This window comes from Chryseobacterium gilvum, assembly GCF_025628965.1.
Lineage (GTDB): Bacteria > Bacteroidota > Bacteroidia > Flavobacteriales > Weeksellaceae > Chryseobacterium > Chryseobacterium gilvum.
The window spans coordinates 568,930-587,184 of sequence record NZ_JAOTEN010000001.1 but is presented as its reverse complement, the minus strand read 5'-3'; the positions used below and the strand labels follow the sequence as shown (position 1 = coordinate 587,184).

15 protein-coding genes are annotated in these 18,255 nt (G+C 36.4%); 8 read left to right on the top strand and 7 right to left on the bottom strand.

Features of this window, described 5'->3' with window-relative positions; all coding sequences use genetic code 11:
- Nucleotides 1-44: 44 nt before the first annotated feature.
- From N0B16_RS02680 to gyrB, 3 genes are all read right to left on the bottom strand, one after another.
- A complete protein-coding gene (locus N0B16_RS02680; protein ID WP_262989178.1) occupies nt 45-1,979 on the bottom strand; it encodes a transglutaminase-like domain-containing protein in 1,935 nt (644 codons plus the stop codon).
- 2 nt (nt 1,980-1,981) lie between these two features.
- Nucleotides 1,982-3,874: a DUF3858 domain-containing protein gene (locus tag N0B16_RS02675; RefSeq protein ID WP_262989177.1), complete on the bottom strand. Its 1,893-nt coding sequence runs from the start codon at nt 3,872-3,874 to the stop codon at nt 1,982-1,984.
- Between the two features lie 162 nt (nt 3,875-4,036).
- Nucleotides 4,037-5,971, bottom strand: a complete 1,935-nt coding sequence (gyrB, locus tag N0B16_RS02670) for a DNA topoisomerase (ATP-hydrolyzing) subunit B (protein WP_262989176.1) — start codon at nt 5,969-5,971, stop codon at nt 4,037-4,039.
- A gap of 218 nt (nt 5,972-6,189) precedes the next feature.
- Here gyrB and N0B16_RS02665 point away from each other — a divergent pair, with 218 nt between their 5' ends.
- Together N0B16_RS02665 and N0B16_RS02660 are read left to right on the top strand one after the other, a co-directional pair.
- Complete coding sequence (locus N0B16_RS02665; protein WP_262989175.1) at nt 6,190-7,533, top strand: cytochrome ubiquinol oxidase subunit I; 1,344 nt, start codon at nt 6,190-6,192, stop codon at nt 7,531-7,533.
- The gene (locus tag N0B16_RS02660) at nt 7,530-8,537 is read left to right on the top strand and encodes a cytochrome d ubiquinol oxidase subunit II (RefSeq protein ID WP_262989173.1); all 1,008 of its coding nucleotides are present in this window, start codon (nt 7,530-7,532) and stop codon (nt 8,535-8,537) included. The genes N0B16_RS02665 and N0B16_RS02660 overlap by 4 nt, the downstream gene beginning before the upstream one ends.
- A 62-nt stretch (nt 8,538-8,599) precedes the next feature.
- Here the strand turns inward: N0B16_RS02660 and lysS are convergent, their stop codons facing one another.
- From lysS to N0B16_RS02640, 4 genes are all read right to left on the bottom strand, one after another.
- Nucleotides 8,600-10,300: a lysine--tRNA ligase gene (gene lysS, locus N0B16_RS02655; RefSeq protein WP_262989172.1), complete on the bottom strand. Its 1,701-nt coding sequence runs from the start codon at nt 10,298-10,300 to the stop codon at nt 8,600-8,602.
- A gap of 330 nt (nt 10,301-10,630) precedes the next feature.
- Complete coding sequence (rlmF, locus tag N0B16_RS02650; protein ID WP_262989171.1) at nt 10,631-11,554, bottom strand: 23S rRNA (adenine(1618)-N(6))-methyltransferase RlmF; 924 nt, start codon at nt 11,552-11,554, stop codon at nt 10,631-10,633.
- A 2-nt stretch (nt 11,555-11,556) separates the two neighbouring features.
- Nucleotides 11,557-11,925: a c-type cytochrome gene (locus N0B16_RS02645; RefSeq protein WP_262989170.1), complete on the bottom strand. Its 369-nt coding sequence runs from the start codon at nt 11,923-11,925 to the stop codon at nt 11,557-11,559.
- Nucleotides 11,925-12,140, bottom strand: a complete 216-nt coding sequence (locus tag N0B16_RS02640; protein WP_262989169.1) for a hypothetical protein — start codon at nt 12,138-12,140, stop codon at nt 11,925-11,927. Before N0B16_RS02640 ends, N0B16_RS02645 begins: the two co-directional genes overlap by 1 nt.
- Nucleotides 12,141-12,525: 385 nt before the next feature.
- Between N0B16_RS02640 and N0B16_RS02635 the strand changes: the two genes are divergently transcribed.
- From N0B16_RS02635 to trpB, 6 genes are all read left to right on the top strand, one after another.
- A complete protein-coding gene (locus tag N0B16_RS02635; protein WP_262989168.1) occupies nt 12,526-13,947 on the top strand; it encodes an anthranilate synthase component I family protein in 1,422 nt (473 codons plus the stop codon).
- Nucleotides 13,948-14,028: 81 nt separating this feature from the next.
- On the top strand, nt 14,029-14,643 hold the full coding sequence (locus tag N0B16_RS02630; RefSeq protein WP_262989167.1) for an anthranilate synthase component II: 615 nt from the start codon (nt 14,029-14,031) through the stop codon (nt 14,641-14,643).
- Between the two features lie 14 nt (nt 14,644-14,657).
- Nucleotides 14,658-15,644 carry an anthranilate phosphoribosyltransferase gene (gene trpD, locus N0B16_RS02625; RefSeq protein WP_262989166.1) on the top strand — a complete coding sequence of 329 codons (987 nt, stop codon included), beginning with the start codon at nt 14,658-14,660 and terminating at the stop codon, nt 15,642-15,644.
- Between the two features lie 21 nt (nt 15,645-15,665).
- Nucleotides 15,666-16,442, top strand: a complete 777-nt coding sequence (gene trpC, locus N0B16_RS02620) for an indole-3-glycerol phosphate synthase TrpC (protein WP_262989165.1) — start codon at nt 15,666-15,668, stop codon at nt 16,440-16,442.
- The gene (locus N0B16_RS02615) at nt 16,439-17,065 is read left to right on the top strand and encodes a phosphoribosylanthranilate isomerase (RefSeq protein ID WP_262989164.1); all 627 of its coding nucleotides are present in this window, start codon (nt 16,439-16,441) and stop codon (nt 17,063-17,065) included. Before trpC ends, N0B16_RS02615 begins: the two co-directional genes overlap by 4 nt.
- Complete coding sequence (gene trpB, locus N0B16_RS02610; protein WP_262989163.1) at nt 17,052-18,239, top strand: tryptophan synthase subunit beta; 1,188 nt, start codon at nt 17,052-17,054, stop codon at nt 18,237-18,239. Before N0B16_RS02615 ends, trpB begins: the two co-directional genes overlap by 14 nt.
- Nucleotides 18,240-18,255: the final 16 nt, after the last annotated feature.

The window sequence follows — 18,255 nt, the reverse complement described above, 5'->3', positions numbered from 1 at the left end:
GTTTTATGAATTAAGTGATAATCAGTTTAAAATTTTAGATTTAACTATTTTTTAATCAAACTGATTACCTGATTTTCTTGTTTTGAAGCAACACCCCAAATCTGTTTAAATGCAGGGTAATATTCTTTAGGATATTCTGAACTTGCGACTTTTGTTATGGAAGTAACCTCAATTTTATTGCCTTTTTGCTCTGCAATATAGCTGTACTCTATTTCTTTGTCGTCTGTTGTAATCTTTTTATTTTTTGGCATTTCTTCCACTGCATATCCCTCAGGGATTTCCAGAACAATTTTTTTTGTCCTTGTATATGGTGAAATAAAATCGATATTGTATTTTCTTTCTTCGGTCTGATCAAATTCGTTTGAACTTTTATTTAAGAATAACATTGGATTGATAATGATTTTCTTACCTATTTTATCAATTAAATTATCCGAAGTAAAATTCATCGTACTTTCAAAATCGCCGTTTTCAAGGACTTTAGAATCAATTCCGGTAAAATCTGTTGCAAAATTTTCTTTATATTGTTTTTTATATTTTTCCGCATTATCATCGTAACTTTCTTTTGCAAACATCGCAAAACCTCCGGTATCTTTATCAGAATATGTACCCGAAATGCTGCCATTATCATTAATTTTTGCATTGGCCGTAAGATAAGTATAACTTGGTTGCGCATTGATCATCTGTAACTGCTTTATATTCTCTTTTGACATGAGAATACCAAACTGGTTCCAGTCTTGCGGAGGCAACTGATCTACTGAAGACTGTTTTGACGTAGCATCATATAAATGGTAACCTTCTTTTGTTTCTACCGCTGCAATGACAAAATTCATGTTTGAAACATTAGGAGATATAAGGTTGATCAATCCGTTGTTTACCGTAGAAATAAGAAGAGGATCAGCTTTAATACCGGCTTCACGAAGCATCATTACTAAAAAAAGATTGATTTCTGCTCCGTTTCCTGTTTTTGTTTCCAAGAGTTTTTTAATGCCATTATCGGTATAAATTCCTCTGTTATTATTCCATGTAAATGTCTTTTGAACATACTTGAATATAGCATCAGCTTTTTGTGCATCGTTTTTTATGGCTGCAATGTCAGCAGGTATACTTTCTTTAGCAAGTTTTGATTTTTTCAATTCATTACCAAAATTTTCATTTTGATAAAGTCTTTCTTTTATCTGTTCCCAAGATGATGAGTATAGTTTTAATTCTCCAAAATTAGTAGAATGTGCTTCTGCACCTATTTTAGTTCTGTAATTTCTATCATTTTTTACAAATTTTTCGGTCTTGAATCCTTTTAGGTTTTCATATGCAAATCTGTATGTTTTATATTGTGTCCCATATAATGTTTTCTCTTCAATAATTCTATTTTTAGGCGCTAAAGAGCCTGTATAATTGATGTTGTAAGAAATGTTTAGCGGGGCATCCAGAACATATTCTGTATATTGTGAAGGGGCATCCATTTCGATCAGAATTTCAGGGATCATAAATGTATAAGGAGAAATGAGTTCATATTGATATTCTATAACAGACCCGTCTTTCACATTGGGAAAAGCAAACTTTGTCATCTGTATAAATTTACTTTCCTTGCTTTTATATTTTGAGCTCTTGTCTACTTTTGTGGCAACAGCAGTTCCGTTCTCTAAGTTATATGTAAAAGCCTTTACTTTATTTAATACTTCCTGATCACTTCCTGAACCTTGATATAGTGGAATCTCAAGGCTCAACCAATCTTCTGCTTTATCTTTGTTATAAATTTTTACCCTGTAAAAAATGTTTTTGTGAAGATTTCCTGTAGAAGCATCAATCATAAAATGAACAGATCTGTATAAAACTTCTGCCGGAGCATTTTCATCCAATGTAGATTTTGCTTTGGATAAATCGGCATCATTAAATTTGGGAGGATCAAGAAATTCACGCTTTTGAGCTTCAACAAAAATTATATTTATTGAGCAAAAAATAGCTAATAAGATTTTTTTCATGCTTAGATTTTAGTTATTAAAATTTTTGAGTTATCAATATTGATCGTTTTTTTTCTGAAATTCACATAATCGTTATATTTTTCTTTCGGATAGAGACCTTTATTAATTCTAATGATTCTGTTGACTTTTAATTGTTCGCCATTTTTTATAAAGTTCAGTGTATATGTTCCGAATTCTGAGTTAAGCGAAATATTTTCCGGAACCTCATCTATCTTATAATTTTTTGGAATCATAAAACTGATCTCATATTCATCTTCATACGACTGTCTTAATTCGAAAGGAAGTTCTCTTTTTTCGTCAGTTTTATAAATGTTATCAGAAAAAATAGGAACCGCCCTGAAAATAATACTGTTTCCTGCGTTTTTAGAATAGTTGTTGGCTTTAAAGTCAAGATCATATTTGGCAATTGCTTTATCCTTATCATTGATGAAATTTTTCATCTCTATTTTTTCAAAGTGCAAGACATCCAACATATTTTTTACCGCTTCATTTTTGTCTTTCGGTGAAAGATTCGCTAACGCTATATTATTATCATATTGAGTTCCCGTAAAAGAAAAATTACCTTCACCTAAAATGCTGTTATCTTCGTTAAGCGTAATCGTAAGAAGCTGTTTTTCTTTATTCTGCTCAGCAGGATAAGAAGGTGTATCAATAATTTCAATCCCATTTTTACGTATGGAAAGTACATTTCTGTCGGTGGTACTATATCCTAAATGATTAAAAGCTATTTGCTGTGATGTATTCTCTAACCAGATATTTCCTTTTTCCAACGGAACCATCAAAATCACATGATTGCCTCCCATTTTAGGAAAAGCAGGATCAAAGGAAACCGGTGACGAACTGGAATTAATTACAGAATAATAGGAAAGGATACCGGCTTCATCCAACAGCGTTTTCATATAATTTGTAAGGCCTTTACAATCTCCATACCCCTTTTTATCCACTTCTTCCGGAAGCATCGGTTGCCAACCTCCTATTCCCAATGCAACAAAAATATATCTTGTTTTTGCCTGCATATACTGATAAAGTTTTTTAACTTTTTCCTCAGTCGTTCCCTGTAAATTAAGGGCAGCAACTTCGGCTTTAATCGCAGGGGTTGATAATGAAACCGGTTGAAGAATAGTATTGTAATACCAAGATCCGAATTCTTCCCAATTGTTGATACTTCCCTGTTTTCCTTCAAGATTAAATTTAGCGAGCGCAAAGCTTACTTTGGGTAAAATTTTAACAGGTTGTGGTAATAAAAAAGCATCTTCAATGGCAGATACATTTTTATAGGTGTATGTTTTTTCTGATCCGTTATCATTTTCGATTACAGAGGTATAACCGTATTTTGACGGATAGATTTTTGTCTTAAGATCAATGCCGGATTTATTGATGATTTTCATCTGAGCCTCTTCCAAAGAAATATTAGTAGATTTGAAAGGGATGAAATCAGGTAAAAAAACGGTATTTTCCTCGCTTATTTGATACGTAAATTCAACAGTATAAGGATATTGTGTAGGAGTAAAAGATAGAGCCATTACTCTGTTCTCTGAATAAAATGTACCTTGTGCATTATTGGCAAAATCACCAAAATCTGATTTGGAATAAGATTTAATTTTTTTCCCGGATTCATCTAAAATATTCACTTTTACATCAGAAATACTATTTCCTTTTTCATAAGGAATATAGACCATAGCCTGTGAATCTCCGTCTTTATTTAAAACTGTGGTCGCAGTATAATATTGATATTGAATGTCATCAATTTTATTAATCTGAATGGTTGTAAGATCTTTTCTGATAACAGCATTTGCATTTTTCTTTAAGTCTGCTGGAATTGTAGAAGCGGGATAATTTTGCGCAAAGTAAAAAGAGGTTACCGAAAGCGCTCCCAGATAAATTATTTTCATCATATTATTAAAATTGAGCAAAAGTAAGCAATTCTTAATAACTGTTAAAATTAATTTTAAATATTACATTAAGTTAATACAATTAAAAAGTTATATAAATTACTAAGAAATAAAACAAAAAAGACTTCATTTCTGAAGTCTTTTTATATTGTAATCAATTCTTAATTACACATCAATTTTTGCATATTTTGCATTTTTCTCAATGAATTCTCTTCTAGGAGGTACCTCATCGCCCATTAACATAGAAAAAACACTGTCCGCTTCTACCGCGTTATCAATAGTTACCTGTTTTAAAATCCTGTGTTCAGGATTTAGGGTAGTTTCCCAAAGCTGTTCAGGATTCATCTCTCCAAGACCTTTATAACGCTGAACCTCGACACCCTTTCCGTCCGGAGCCATTTCTAAAGTAAACTCTTCACGCTCCTTTTCATTATATGCATAAGTCTTCTTGTTTCCTTTTTTTAATAAATATAAAGGGGGCTGTGCAATATAAATGTACCCGTTTTCAATCATTTCTTTCATAAAACGGAAGAAGAATGTAAGGATCAAAGTAGAAATGTGAGACCCGTCAATATCGGCATCGGTCATAATTACCACTTTATGGTATCTTAACTTTGCCATATTCAGCGCTTTACTATCCTCTTCAGTACCTACGGAAACGCCTAAAGCCGTATAAATATTTTTAATCTCTTCATTATCATACACCTTATGAAGCATTGATTTTTCCACATTCAAGATCTTCCCTCTTAATGGAAGGATCGCCTGAAAATGCCTGTCTCTACCCTGCTTTGCAGTTCCGCCTGCGGAATCTCCCTCTACTAAGAATAATTCAGATTCAGCGGGATCTTTTGAAGAACAGTCAGAAAGTTTTCCCGGTAACCCGGAACCTCCCATCGGGGATTTTCTCTGAACCATCTCACGGGCTTTTTTTGCAGCTTGTCTTGCCTTTGCCGCTAAAACAACTTTCTGAACAATGATTTTGGCTTCATTCGGATTTTCTTCCAGAAAATTGGAAAGCATTTCACCCACAATCTTGTCTACCGCACCGGAAACTTCAGAATTCCCTAATTTGGTTTTGGTTTGCCCTTCAAACTGCGGTTCCATCACTTTTACCGAAATCACGGCAGTCAAACCTTCACGGAAATCATCTCCGGTAATCTCTACTTTTTCTTTAGCCGGAATTCCCAAATCATCCGCATATTTTTTGAGCGTTCTTGTCAAAGCACGTCTGAATCCCGCTAAATGCGTTCCTCCTTCATGGGTATTGATATTGTTGACGTAAGAGTGAAGATTCTCCGTAAATGAAGTATTGTAACGCATCGCAACCTCTACCGGGATATCGTCTCTTTCACCTTCCATGAAAATTACATTTTCCATAATGGCTTCACGGCTTCCGTCAATGAATTCTACAAATTCTTTTAACCCGCCTTCAGAATGAAAAACTTCAGTGATGAAAGATCCGTCTTCGTTAGGTTCTCTTTCATCAACAAGGGTAATCGTAATTCCTTTATTAAGAAAAGACAATTCACGCAATCTTGAGGCAAGCGTGTCATAATTATATACCAATTCCTGGAAAATGGTTCCATCCGGCTGGAAGAAGATTTCCGTTCCTCTTTCATTCGTGGTTCCAATTTCAGCCACCTCTGCCAATGCTTTTCCTTCTGAATATTTTTGCTGATATAGTTTACCGTCGCGGCTTACCGTTGCCACCAAAAGAGTAGAAAGCGCGTTTACACAAGAAACCCCAACTCCGTGAAGCCCTCCTGAAACTTTATAAGAATCTTTATCAAATTTTCCACCGGCACCGATCTTGGTCATCACCACTTCCAATGCAGATTTCTGTTCTTTTTCGTGGAAATCTACAGGAATCCCTCTTCCGTTATCTTTTACGGAAATACTTTCCCCTTTGTGAATGGTAACTAAAATGGTGTCACAGTGTCCTGCTAAAGCCTCATCAATAGAGTTATCTACCACTTCATAAACCAAATGATGAAGACCTCTTACTCCTACATCTCCAATGTACATTGATGGTCTCAGTCGAACGTGTTCCATCCCTTCTAAGGCCTGGATACTACTAGCTGTATATTGTTTTTGACTCATATTAAAATTGAATAACTTTGCCTAGTGCAAAGACCTACAAATATCGTGATTTTTTTCGAATTATCAAAGCTAAAAAGCGTTCAAAAAATTGATTCTGTACGATAAATTAAAACAAAAATTACCTTAAAGCCAGGATAGAATATTGAATCTTTTAGCTGTTTAAAATCATATAAAGGCTCAGCAATTAATCCGTAACTTTATTGTGAAAATTAATCGATATGGATGATTTCATGGCAGCCAGAGCACAGATGGCACTTTCATTAGGCTTTCACATCATATTTGCGTGCATAGGAATGGTCATGCCTTTTCTGATGGCATTCGCACACTGGAGATATCTGAAAACCGGCAATGAAATGTATAAAGGCCTTACCAAAGCCTGGAGCAAGGGAGTGGCTATTTTATTCGCAACCGGTGCCGTTTCCGGGACGATGCTTTCTTTTGAATTAGGGCTTCTCTGGCCCTCATTTATGAAACACGCAGGTCCTATTTTCGGAATGCCTTTTTCGCTGGAAGGAACGGCATTTTTTATCGAAGCGATTGCCATTGGTTTTTTCCTTTACGGGTGGGACAAGTTTAATAAATGGTTCCACTGGTTTTGCGGGTTTTTAGTAGGTTTGAGCGGATTGGCTTCCGGAATATTAGTAGTTGCCGCCAATGCATGGATGAATTCTCCCGCAGGATTTGAGTATATCAATGGTCAGTATGTTAATATTGATCCCATTAAAGCAATGTTTAATGAAGCATGGTTTCCGCAGGCTTTACACATGACTGTTGCCGCTTTCTGTGCAACAGGTTTTGCGGTTGCAGGGGTGCATGCTTTTTTAATCATGAAGAAAAAAAATGTGGAATTTCACACCAAAGCTTTTAGAATTGCCGCTGCTTTTGCTTTGGTAGGAGCTTTTGGGGCACCTTTGAGCGGAGATGTAGCGGCAAAATCTGTAGCAAAAAGGCAGCCGATCAAACTAGCTGCGATGGAAGCCCACTTTGAAACCGAAAAAGGAGCTGCATTCGTTATAGGCGGTATTCCGGATGAAGAAAAAGGAGAAATTAAATACGCTGTCAAAATTCCGAAAGTTCTGAGTTTTTTAGTCAGTAATGATTTTAATACAGAAGTAAAAGGACTTAATGATTTTCCGAAAGATGAATGGCCACCCGTTGCTGTCGTACATTATGCGTTTCAGATCATGATCTTTTTTGGAGTGGTGATGATTTCCATCGGTGCGATGTATCTGTATGCTTTATTTTTTAAAAAGGAGTGGCTTACAAAAAACTGGCTGTTAAAAACTTTTCTCATTGCAACACCTTTTGGATATATTTCGCTGGAAGCGGGATGGACTGTAACAGAAGTCGGGAGGCAACCCTGGATTATCTACGGAATTATGAGAACTGCCGATGCTGTGACACCAATGCCGGGAATTCAGTATTCGTTTTACTTTTTTACGGGGATTTTTATTTCATTATCATTGATTATCGCTTTCCTTCTGAGACGCCAGATTCAGATGGTCCCAAAACTTTATGATCCTACGGATGCACAGTTTAACGCTAAAAATAAAAAATTATGATCTATGTTGTAATAGGTTTTCTATGGCTTTCCATCTGTCTATATCTGATCTTGGGAGGTGCTGATTTTGGAGCGGGAATTGTAGAATTAATGACCAAAAAGAAACAAAGAAAATTCACCGAGAAAATTTTGTATGATTCTATTGCCCCGATTTGGGAGGCCAATCATATGTGGCTGATTATTGCAATTGTGATCCTTTTTGTAGGTTTTCCTGTTATTTACACTACGATGTCAACGTATCTTCACATTCCGTTGGTTTTAATGCTGTTGGGAATCATTGCAAGAGGCACCGCTTTTACTTTCAGACATTACGATGCCGTGAAAGATGATAACTGGCAAATTATTTATACTCAGATCTTTTATTACGCAAGTCTTTTAACACCGTTCTTTTTGGGGCTAATTGCAGCCGCCACAATTTCCCAATCAATCAATCCGGATGCGACAACCTTTATAGATCTTTACATATTCAGTTGGCTCAATGAGTTTGGGGTGGCAGTAGGATTTTTCACCGTATCTATCTGTGCGTATCTTGCTTCTATTTTTTCGTTGAGGGAGACAAGAGATAAGCTGGATTTAAGTATGATGATCAAAAAATCCAAGCAAACGATGATTTTTGTGGTGATCACAGGAATTATGGTTTTTGTAACGGCTCATTTTTCGGGTATTCCTTTATTAAGATGGGTATTTTCAAAACCATTGGGAATATCAGCAACGTTGCTTGCAACTTTATGTTTAGGGTTGATTTTAAAAGCGATCAGTAGCCGAAAACTGCTTTTTGTGAGAGCTTTAGCGGGATTTCAGGTAATTATGATTCTGGTGGCGGCAACATATCAGCATAATCCGAATATTATTTTATTTGCCAACGAACAACACCTCTCATTATTAGAACATGTTGCCGCTCCTAAAACCATTGATGCTTTGGGTTGGGCATTAATTTTAGGTTCGGTGTTTATTTTACCTTTTTTGTTTTATCTGATGTTCTCATTTAGTCGTCAAAGAAAGTAATCTGTCAGAAAAATAAAATCCTCTACAAAACTGCAGAGGATTTTTATTTATTTTAATTTTTATTAGGCCAGTTTCATCAAAACATTCTCATCAATCTTCTCCACTTTTACCAAATTATGTTTGGTCAAAACTTTGGAAGCCTTATCCCATTTCTTTCCTGATAATTGACTTCTTTCTTTCACTTCTGCCAAGGAAAATGCTTCTTCCTGAGAATTTAAAATCTCTAAAATTACTTTTTCGTCTTCTCCCAGTTCAATTTGAGGCACCGTCTTTTCAGGTCTCATTTGCGGGAAGAACAATACTTCCTGAATGGACGGATTATTGGTTAAAAACATAATTAACCGGTCCATCCCGATTCCTAAACCTGAAGTTGGCGGCATTCCGTATTCCAAAGCTCTCAGGAAATCTTCGTCAATAAATCCTGTCGCTTCATCATCACCTTTTTCTGCCAATTTCAGCTGATCTTCGAAACGTTCTCTCTGATCAATCGGATCATTTAATTCTGAATACGCATTAGCAATTTCTTTACCGCAAACCATCAATTCAAAACGTTCGGTCAACCCTTCTTTGCTTCTGTGCTTTTTGGTCAAAGGAGACATCTCAATAGGATAATCGGTAATGAAGGTTGGCTGAATAAAATTACCTTCACATTTCTCACCAAAAATCTCATCAATCAATTTCCCTTTTCCCATCGTTTCATTGACATCAATTCCGATAGATTTAGCAAAATCGAACAATTCCTGCTCTGATTTTCCCGTAATATCGAAACCGGTATATTTCTGAATCGCTTCCGTCATAGAAATTCTCGGATACGGTGCTTTCCAATTAATGGTATACTCTCCAAAAGTAGATTCTGAAGACCCGTTGACAGAAGTGGCACAGAATTCCAGCAATTTCTCTGTAAAATCCATCATCCAGTTGTAATCTTTGTAGGCTACATAGATTTCCATAGCGGTAAATTCAGGATTGTGGGTTCTGTCCATTCCTTCATTTCTGAAGTTTTTTGAGAATTCATACACTCCGTCAAAACCACCCACGATTAATCTTTTCAGATACAATTCGTTGGCAATTCTTAAATATAAAGGAATATCTAAAGCATTGTGATGGGTGATAAACGGTCTTGCAGCAGCTCCTCCCGGAATTGATTGTAAGATAGGTGTTTCCACTTCAAAATATCCTGCATCATTGAAAAACGTTCTCATTGCAGTGAACAGCTTTGTTCTTTTTACAAAAATATCTTTCACCTGCGGATTAACCGTTAAATCTACGTAACGCTGTCTGTATCTCATTTCAGGATCGTTGAATGCATCATGTACGACTCCGTTTTCATCGGTTTTCGCCTGCGGAAGCGGACGTAATGCTTTGGTAAGCAGCGTAAAGTTTTTCACCAAAACTGTTTTTTCACCCACTTGTGTGGTAAACAACATTCCTTCGACCCCGATAATATCACCGATATCTAAAAGATGCTTATACACATCGTTGTATAAAGTTTTATCTTCTCCGGTACAGATTTCGTCTCTATTGAAATAGACCTGAATTTTTCCTGTAGAATCCTGCAATTCAGCAAAAGAAGCCTTCCCCTGAATTCTGCGCGACATCAATCTGCCCGCAATCTTCACCTGTTTACTTTCAGAAAAATCCTGTTTTATAGATTCCGTAGTATCTGTAATGGTATATTCTTCTGCCGGGAATGCATTGATCCCCATTTCAACAAGCTTATTCAGCTTTTCTCTTCTAATAATTTCCTGTTCTGATAATTGCATTGTAATTCAATTTTTTCGAACTGCAAAAATAGTGATTTTTTATAGGTTTATGAAACTGGGATTTATTTAAACTGTAAAACTTAAGATTCTACACAATCAAAAGTCATAAAAAGTTTTTTATCTTATTAAAGTTGATTAAAATGTACGCAATACATTGTGATAAAAATAAAAACAACCTCGTCAAAAAATTCTTTCAGATTTTATCACCTTCAAAGATGAGAATTTGACACAGAATCTCTCGCAGCCCGGCCTGAGTGGAGCTCTTTTTGCAAAACAGAGTGGAGCAAAAAAGCGGGAACGGAGGACGGATAAAGCTGCCCAAATAAAAAATCAGAACCAATTTTTACGGTCATTTTCCGAAATAAAAGTCCAAGCTACAATTCTGCTCGTTTTCTGGCCTTGAGCCATCTCAATCGTTTTAAAATCTGCTTTTACTTTCTTTAATAATGATGTTAATTTTGTAAGATGGTCTTTTTTGGAAACTAAACAGGTAAACCAGAGAACCTGCGATGAAAACTGCAGACTTTCATGGATCATTTTTGAAATAAAAGCCAGTTCGCCGCCTTCACACCATAATTCAGATTGCTGTCCGCCAAAATTAAGATTAGTTTTTGAAGCTTTATTTTTATGGAGATTATTTGTTTTCCTAAGATTTCCTTTTAGAGCAGATTCTTCAGAATCATGAAAAGGCGGGTTGCACATAGAAAATGTAAAACGGTCTTCGGGCAAAATAACATTTTTAAAGATACAATCGGGATTTGGCTGTACCATCAGCTTCACCGAAGATTTCAGATCTGGATTATGCTCCAGAATTTCTTCTGCATTTCGTAGCGAATCCTGGTTAATATCCGTTCCTTTCATTTTCCATCCATACGATTGATGGGCAATTAGGGGATATACCAGATTGGATCCTACTCCAATATCTAAGCCGCTAATCATACTTCCTTCGGGGATTTCACCTTGATTTCCAGCAAGAAGGTCTGCAATATAATGTATATAATCTGCTCTTCCGGGAATGGGCGGACAAAGATTATATTCAGGAATATCCCAGTTTTTAATGTGATAAAAATGATGCAGCAAAGCTTTATTAAGCAATTTTACCGCTTTCGGAATACTGAAATTGATCGTTAAATTTCCGTAAGCATTTGTAAAAACGTAATGTTTCAAATCTGGCACACACGCGATCAGCTGTTCGAAATCATATGGATTTCGATGAAGATTTTTTGGATGTAGATTTGACTTTTCAGCAGTCATTCTTATTTTTTCATAGTCAGGATATATCCAACTATTTTTTTTGCTTCTTCTTTTGAGATCTGCGGATGAGCCTGCATCGGGACATTTCCCCAGTTGCCGCTTCCGCCTTCTATGATTTTCGAAGACAGCCTTTCTATATCTTTTTCAGAATATTTTTCTGCTATTTCTTTATAAGAAGGGCCAATTAGTCTTTCATCAATAGTGTGACAAGACATACAATCAGATGATTCAATAAGGCTCTTCCCTGAAACGTTTTTAGCAACAGGTGTCGATACATCATCAGAAACTCCGGGATGAATCTCAGCATTATCCTTTTTTGAGCAGGAAATGACAAATACGCTTATCATTCCTGCTAAAAACAGCCTTTTCATTATTTTTTCACCGTTGCGGTAGAATCTGTAGAAGGTGAAGGATTAGGAATTGCAGCCGCCGGAATACTGTCACTTTTTGTTGCAGAATCAGTTACTGCAGGTGCATCTGGTTCTTCCATCATTACATTGCTGTCCTGTAAAGAGTGATCTGCTTTTTTTGAACAGCTTATTACAGCTAGACTTCCGATCAATGCTAAAGCCAATACTTTTTTCATATCTAAATATTTTTTTAAGACTATTTGAAATCTGCAGAAGCGATTTCCTTTTTAATTTGCAGCAAAAATATAAAAATAAACTTTCACAAACAGAGAATTGTCGGCTTTTTTACGTGATATTTCAAATCAACATGTATGAATGGTTTTCGAGAAAATAAAAAATATTTTATGGCTTTTTCAGTTTGATATTAAATTTTTATATACATTTGTCACATGTTAAATACAAACAACAATTTTTGGTGGTGGCATTCAAACTCTTCGTCGGGTCTGAAGCTATTGTATTGTTGTTAATCACAATCGGAATACTATAGAAAATATATAAAGACTTTGACGACTTCGTTGAAGTCTTTTTTGTGCCTAATGATCAAAAAAAATTATTTACCTCATGTTTAATCATAAAATCAATATAAAAACCCAATCCAGAAAATCGCTCGGAGATCTGCATACTCCGATGAATATCTATCTTCAGATCCGTGACAAATTTCGGGATACTGTTTTGCTGGAAAGTTCGGAGATCAATAATACCGACCATAATTTTTCATTCATCGCCGTAAACGCGATTGCAGGAATCGAGATTAAAAACAGTGAAGAATTTGAAATTAAACTCCCCAATCAGTCACCCGAAAAAAAATCATTGAAAAATCATGAGATTACAGAAATTCTCAATGATTTTCGCAAAATATTCACTTGTGAAAAGGTAAAAGATCCTATTGAAGAAGCAGCACAAAGCCTTTTCGGATATACCAGTTTTGAAGCCGTTCAGTTTTTCGAAGAGATCAGCGTAAAACCTCAAAGCCCGGAAGTTGAAATCCCTTTTCTGCGCTACAGACTGTATCAGTATCTTATTGCGATTAATCATCATAATGATGAAATGCATATGATTGAAAATGTGATCGAAGGGGTAAAATCTGAGTTTTATACTTTAGAAGATTTAATAAAAAATAAAAGCACGACCATCTATCCTTTTGAAAAAAGTGGTGATGAAACTTCAAACCTTAGTAACGATGAATACCTCGAACTCGTAAAAACCGCTCAGAAGCATTGTATGAGAGGAGACGTTTTCCAGCTGGTTCTCAGCAGAAGATTTCAGCAGAAATTTAAAGGTGATGAATTCAATGTGTACCGCGCCCTGAGAAATATCAACCCTTCCCCGTATTTGTTCTTTTTCGATTACGGAAATTATAAATTATTCGGTTCAAGTCCTGAAAGCCAGTTGATCATTAAAAACAATAAAGCGATTATTCATCCTATTGCCGGAACTGTAAAACGGACAGGGAATTTTAATGAAGATTTGCAATCTATCGAGCGTTTACAAAATGACCCTAAAGAAAATGCAGAACACACGATGCTGGTGGATTTAGCACGCAATGATTTGGGGAAATTCGGCAAAAACGTTACGGTTACGCAGCTTAAAGAAATACAGCTTTTTTCCCACGTTATCCATATGACCAGTGAAGTGACGGCAGAATTACCTGAAAATATGAATCCTTTTGAAATGATTTCTGCCACTTTTCCTCAGGGAACATTAAGCGGCGCCCCTAAACATAGAGCGATGCAGCTGATTGATGAATATGAAAAAGATTCGAGAGGATACTATGGAGGCTGCATCGGAATGGTAGGACTTAACGGCGATTGCAATCAGGCCATTATGATCCGTACATTTCTGAGCAAAAACAATACTTTATTTTATCAGGCAGGAGCAGGCTTGGTTGCTAAATCTGTCCCTGAAAATGAACTTGAAGAAGTAAATAATAAACTGAACGCTTTGAAAAAAGCCGTTGAAAAAGCAACAAAAATAGCACACTGAAAAAAGTAAAATATATAAATTTTATTTAAAAAAGTTCCTTTACTTGTTTAATGAATGTATTAATTATTACAAAAAAATAAGATGACAGATCGTATAAAACCATTCGCTGAAAGCGAAAAACCATTCCTTAAAATTCTTGTTTTCGACAATTACGACAGCTTTACCTACAATCTTGTTCAGATGATTGAGCGGATTTTACATCAAAAGGTGGACGTAGTCAGAAATGATAAAATCACATTGGAAGAAATCGAACAATACGACAAAATAATTTTTTCTCCAGGACCCGGAATTCCTCAAGAAGCAGGAATTTTATTGGATGTCATTAAAAAATATGCTCCTACAAAAAGTATTCTGGGCGTCTGTCTCGGTCAGCAGGCGATAGCAGAAGCTTTTGGAGGCAGCCTGATCAATCTTTCCGAAATCTTTCACGGTGTGGCAACTTCATCCAAAACGATTAAAGAGCATACGAAAATTTTTAAAAACTTACCCCAGGAACTGGAAGTTGGAAGATATCACAGCTGGGCAGTAGATCCCGAAAATTTCCCCGAAGAACTTGAAATCACCGCAGTAGATCCTGATGGAATGATCATGGCATTGCAGCATAAAACATACGATGTGCATGGCGTTCAGTTTCACCCGGAAAGCATCTTAACTCCGGATGGAGAAGTGATCATGCGAAATTTTCTACTTAACTGATTAAAAAAACACGAATGAAAGAAATATTAGAATATCTTTTCAATCATCACACGTTATCAAAATCTGAGGCAAAAGTGATCATGACCGAGATTGCCCAAAATAAATTCAATAGTACTGAAGTTACCGCTTTTGTAAGTATTTTTCTGATGCGCAGTATTACTTTAAAGGAGCTTGAAGGTTTCAGAGAGGCACTTTTACAGATGGCTGTTCCTGTACTTCTTGAGGCAAATGATGCAATAGATATCGTAGGAACCGGTGGAGACGGAAAAAACACCATCAATATTTCTACACTCGCAAGCTTCGTTGTTGCCGGAGCCGGACAGAAGGTAACCAAGCACGGAAATTACGGTGCATCAACCCTTACAGGTGCATCAAACGTCATGGAAGAACTGGGTTACCCATTCACAAATCATGCAAATCGATTAAACGAAGACCTCGATAAAGCCAATATTTGTTTTCTGCATGCACCTTATTTTCATCCTGCGCTTCAATCTGTGGGAACATTAAGAAAATCTTTGGGATTAAGAACTTTTTTTAATTTGCTCGGGCCGCTCGTCAATCCTGCAAAACCACAATTTTCAGTAATCGGAGTTTATAATTTAGAAATTGCAAGAATTTATCAATATCTGCTTCAGAATGATGACCGTGAGTTTATTATTGTTCATGGATTAGACGGATATGATGAGATCAGCTTAACCCAAGACAGCAAGATAATCACTAAAAACGGGGAAGAAATTTTTTCTCCAAAAGATCTTGGTTTTGAATCCATAGGACCGGAGAAAATAATGGCCGGAGAAACCGTACGGGAATCTGCGAGGATTTTCAGAAACATTTTGGAAGGTGGCGGAACGTACGAACAGAACGCCGTGGTTTTAGCCAATGCAGCTGTAGCACTGCATCACACAGAAAAGTTTGGAAGCTACGATGACTGTCTGCTTATGGCAAAGGAAAGCCTGGAAAGTAAAAAAGCATTAAAAAGCCTGGAACTGCTGATGAATTAAATTTCTAAATAAAAACGAGTGATGAACATTTTAGATCAAATTGTACAGCGGAAAAAAGAGGAAATCAATGATTCAAAATCAAAAACGTCTGTTGAAGTATTGAAAAACTCAGCTTTTTTTGAAAGAAAAACACTTTCTTTAAAAAAATCCATTAAAATAAAAAGCGGAATCATTGCAGAATTTAAACGAAAATCTCCCTCAAAAGGAATCATTAACGATAAAGCATCACCACTAGAAGTCGCGTCTGCGTACGAAAATTTCGGGGCAAGCGGAATTTCTATTTTGACCGACAAAGATTTTTTCGGGGGAAGTTTCGATGATATTTTGAATATCCGAAAACAGATCAGCATTCCGATTCTGAGAAAAGATTTTATGATCGATGAATATCAGTTTTACGAAGCAAAAAGTATCGGCGCAGATGCCGTTTTATTAATTGCGGCTTGCCTATCGCCTTCTCAGGTTCAGGAGTTTACAGATCTTTCTCACAAATTGGGATTAGAAGTTATACTGGAAATCCACACCGAAGAAGAACTGGAGCATTATCATTCAAAAATTGATATGGTAGGAATTAATAACAGGAATTTAAAAGATTTCAAAGTTGATCTTCAGCATTCTGTCCATTTAAAAAATCAGCTTCCAAAAGATGCTCTTTCAATCGCAGAAAGCGGAATGTACAGCGTGGAAGATTTTAAGTATATGAAAGAGAAAGGTTTTGACGGATTTCTGATGGGAGAGTATTTTATGAAAAATGAGCAGCCTGCAAAAGCTTTTGAAAAATTTATAAACCGTATACGATGAAACTTAAAGTTTGCGGATTAACTCAGCTCCATCAGATTCAGGAATTAATTGCTATGAATGTTGATTTTCTGGGCTTTATTTTCTACGAAAAATCACCGAGGTATGTTTTGAAACACTTGAATTTAGAAGATATTTCACAGATTCATCATCCAGGGAAAACCGGTGTTTTTGTAAATGAAAATGCCGAGACAGTAATTGAAATAGCAGAAAAAGCAGGTTTACATTTTATACAGCTTCATGGTGATGAAGATGAGAATTTTATTGCAACATTAAGAAACAAGCTCAATCCGGACATCGGGATTATAAAAGTAATCAGAATGGGAGAAAAAACAGAAAATATAGAATCTCTGATTCAAAATTTGAAAACCAACATCAGTTATCTTCTCTTCGACACCGATGCCGAGACGTTTGGAGGAACAGGTAAAACCTTTGACTGGACGTTGTTAAACAATATTAAAATCCCATTTCCCTATTTTTTAAGCGGTGGCATTTCTTTGGAAAATAGTAATCATCTCAATACGCTGAGACAAACCCCTTTTTCTTTGGATATCAATTCAAAATTTGAAACAGAACCCGGGATTAAAGATGTCGAAAAAATAAAAAGATTATATGAAAAATTATAAAAACCCTGATGAAAACGGATATTACGGTGAATTCGGCGGCGCCTTTATTCCCGAAATGCTGTATCCCAATGTAGAAGAATTGCAGGAAAATTATCTTACAATCATTGAATCTGAAGATTTTCAGAACGAATATCAGGATCTGCTGAAAAATTATGTAGGAAGGGCTACTCCACTTTATTTTGCGAAAAATTTAAGCGAAAAATACCAGACAAAAATTTATTTGAAACGCGAAGACCTCAACCACACCGGAGCGCATAAAATCAACAATGCTCTGGGCCAGGTTTTATTGGCAAAACGTCTCGGAAAAACTAGGATTATTGCAGAAACCGGAGCGGGGCAACATGGAGTGGCCACCGCAACCGCCTGCGCACTACTGGGATTGGAATGTATTGTGTACATGGGGGAAGTGGACATTGCGCGGCAAGCCCCGAATGTGGGAAGAATGAAAATGTTGGGTGCTGAAGTAATTCCGGCCACTTCAGGTTCCAAAACATTGAAAGACGCTGTAAATGAAGCGCTAAGAGACTGGATCAACCATTCTGCAACCACTCATTATGTGATTGGAAGCGTAGTCGGGCCACATCCTTTTCCGGATCTGGTGGCGAGATTTCAGAGTGTGATTTCTAAAGAAATTAAAGAACAGCTTTATGAGCAGATCGGAATACAAAATCCTGATTATGTGATTGCCTGTTTAGGTGGTGGTAGCAATGCCGCAGGAACTTTTTATCATTTTGTGAATGAAAAAAACGTAAAAATTATTGCTGCCGAAGCAGGAGGTCTAGGCGTAAAATCAGGAAAATCTGCGGCAACTACTTTCTTAGGAACTTTAGGTGTTTTGCACGGAAGTAAAAGTCTGGTAATGCAGACGAAAGACGGGCAGGTTATCGAGCCCCATTCTATTTCTGCAGGGCTGGATTACCCCGGAATCGGGCCGTTTCATGCCCATTTATTTCAGGAAAACCGTGCAGCATTTTTTAGTATTAATGATGATGAAGCTTTACAATCGGCTTTTGAACTTACAAAACTGGAAGGCATTATTCCGGCGTTGGAAAGTGCACATGCTTTGGCAATTTTAGGTAAAAAGAAATTTAAGGAAACCGATGTTGTTGTGATTTGCTTAAGCGGGCGCGGCGATAAGGATATGGAAATGTATCTGAGAAAAATTAAAAGTTAGAATTAGAAATTAATGT

Coding starts and splice junctions, on each gene's coding strand:
- N0B16_RS02680 (WP_262989178.1), bottom strand. CDS start 1,979: ATGAAAAAAATCTTATTAGCTATTTTTTGCTCAATAAATATAATTTTT.
- N0B16_RS02675 (WP_262989177.1), bottom strand. CDS start 3,874: ATGATGAAAATAATTTATCTGGGAGCGCTTTCGGTAACCTCTTTTTAC.
- gyrB (WP_262989176.1), bottom strand. CDS start 5,971: ATGAGTCAAAAACAATATACAGCTAGTAGTATCCAGGCCTTAGAAGGG.
- N0B16_RS02665 (WP_262989175.1), top strand. CDS start 6,190: ATGGATGATTTCATGGCAGCCAGAGCACAGATGGCACTTTCATTAGGC.
- N0B16_RS02660 (WP_262989173.1), top strand. CDS start 7,530: ATGATCTATGTTGTAATAGGTTTTCTATGGCTTTCCATCTGTCTATAT.
- lysS (WP_262989172.1), bottom strand. CDS start 10,300: ATGCAATTATCAGAACAGGAAATTATTAGAAGAGAAAAGCTGAATAAG.
- rlmF (WP_262989171.1), bottom strand. CDS start 11,554: ATGACTGCTGAAAAGTCAAATCTACATCCAAAAAATCTTCATCGAAAT.
- N0B16_RS02645 (WP_262989170.1), bottom strand. CDS start 11,925: ATGAAAAGGCTGTTTTTAGCAGGAATGATAAGCGTATTTGTCATTTCC.
- N0B16_RS02640 (WP_262989169.1), bottom strand. CDS start 12,140: ATGAAAAAAGTATTGGCTTTAGCATTGATCGGAAGTCTAGCTGTAATA.
- N0B16_RS02635 (WP_262989168.1), top strand. CDS start 12,526: ATGTTTAATCATAAAATCAATATAAAAACCCAATCCAGAAAATCGCTC.
- N0B16_RS02630 (WP_262989167.1), top strand. CDS start 14,029: ATGACAGATCGTATAAAACCATTCGCTGAAAGCGAAAAACCATTCCTT.
- trpD (WP_262989166.1), top strand. CDS start 14,658: ATGAAAGAAATATTAGAATATCTTTTCAATCATCACACGTTATCAAAA.
- trpC (WP_262989165.1), top strand. CDS start 15,666: ATGAACATTTTAGATCAAATTGTACAGCGGAAAAAAGAGGAAATCAAT.
- N0B16_RS02615 (WP_262989164.1), top strand. CDS start 16,439: ATGAAACTTAAAGTTTGCGGATTAACTCAGCTCCATCAGATTCAGGAA.
- trpB (WP_262989163.1), top strand. CDS start 17,052: ATGAAAAATTATAAAAACCCTGATGAAAACGGATATTACGGTGAATTC.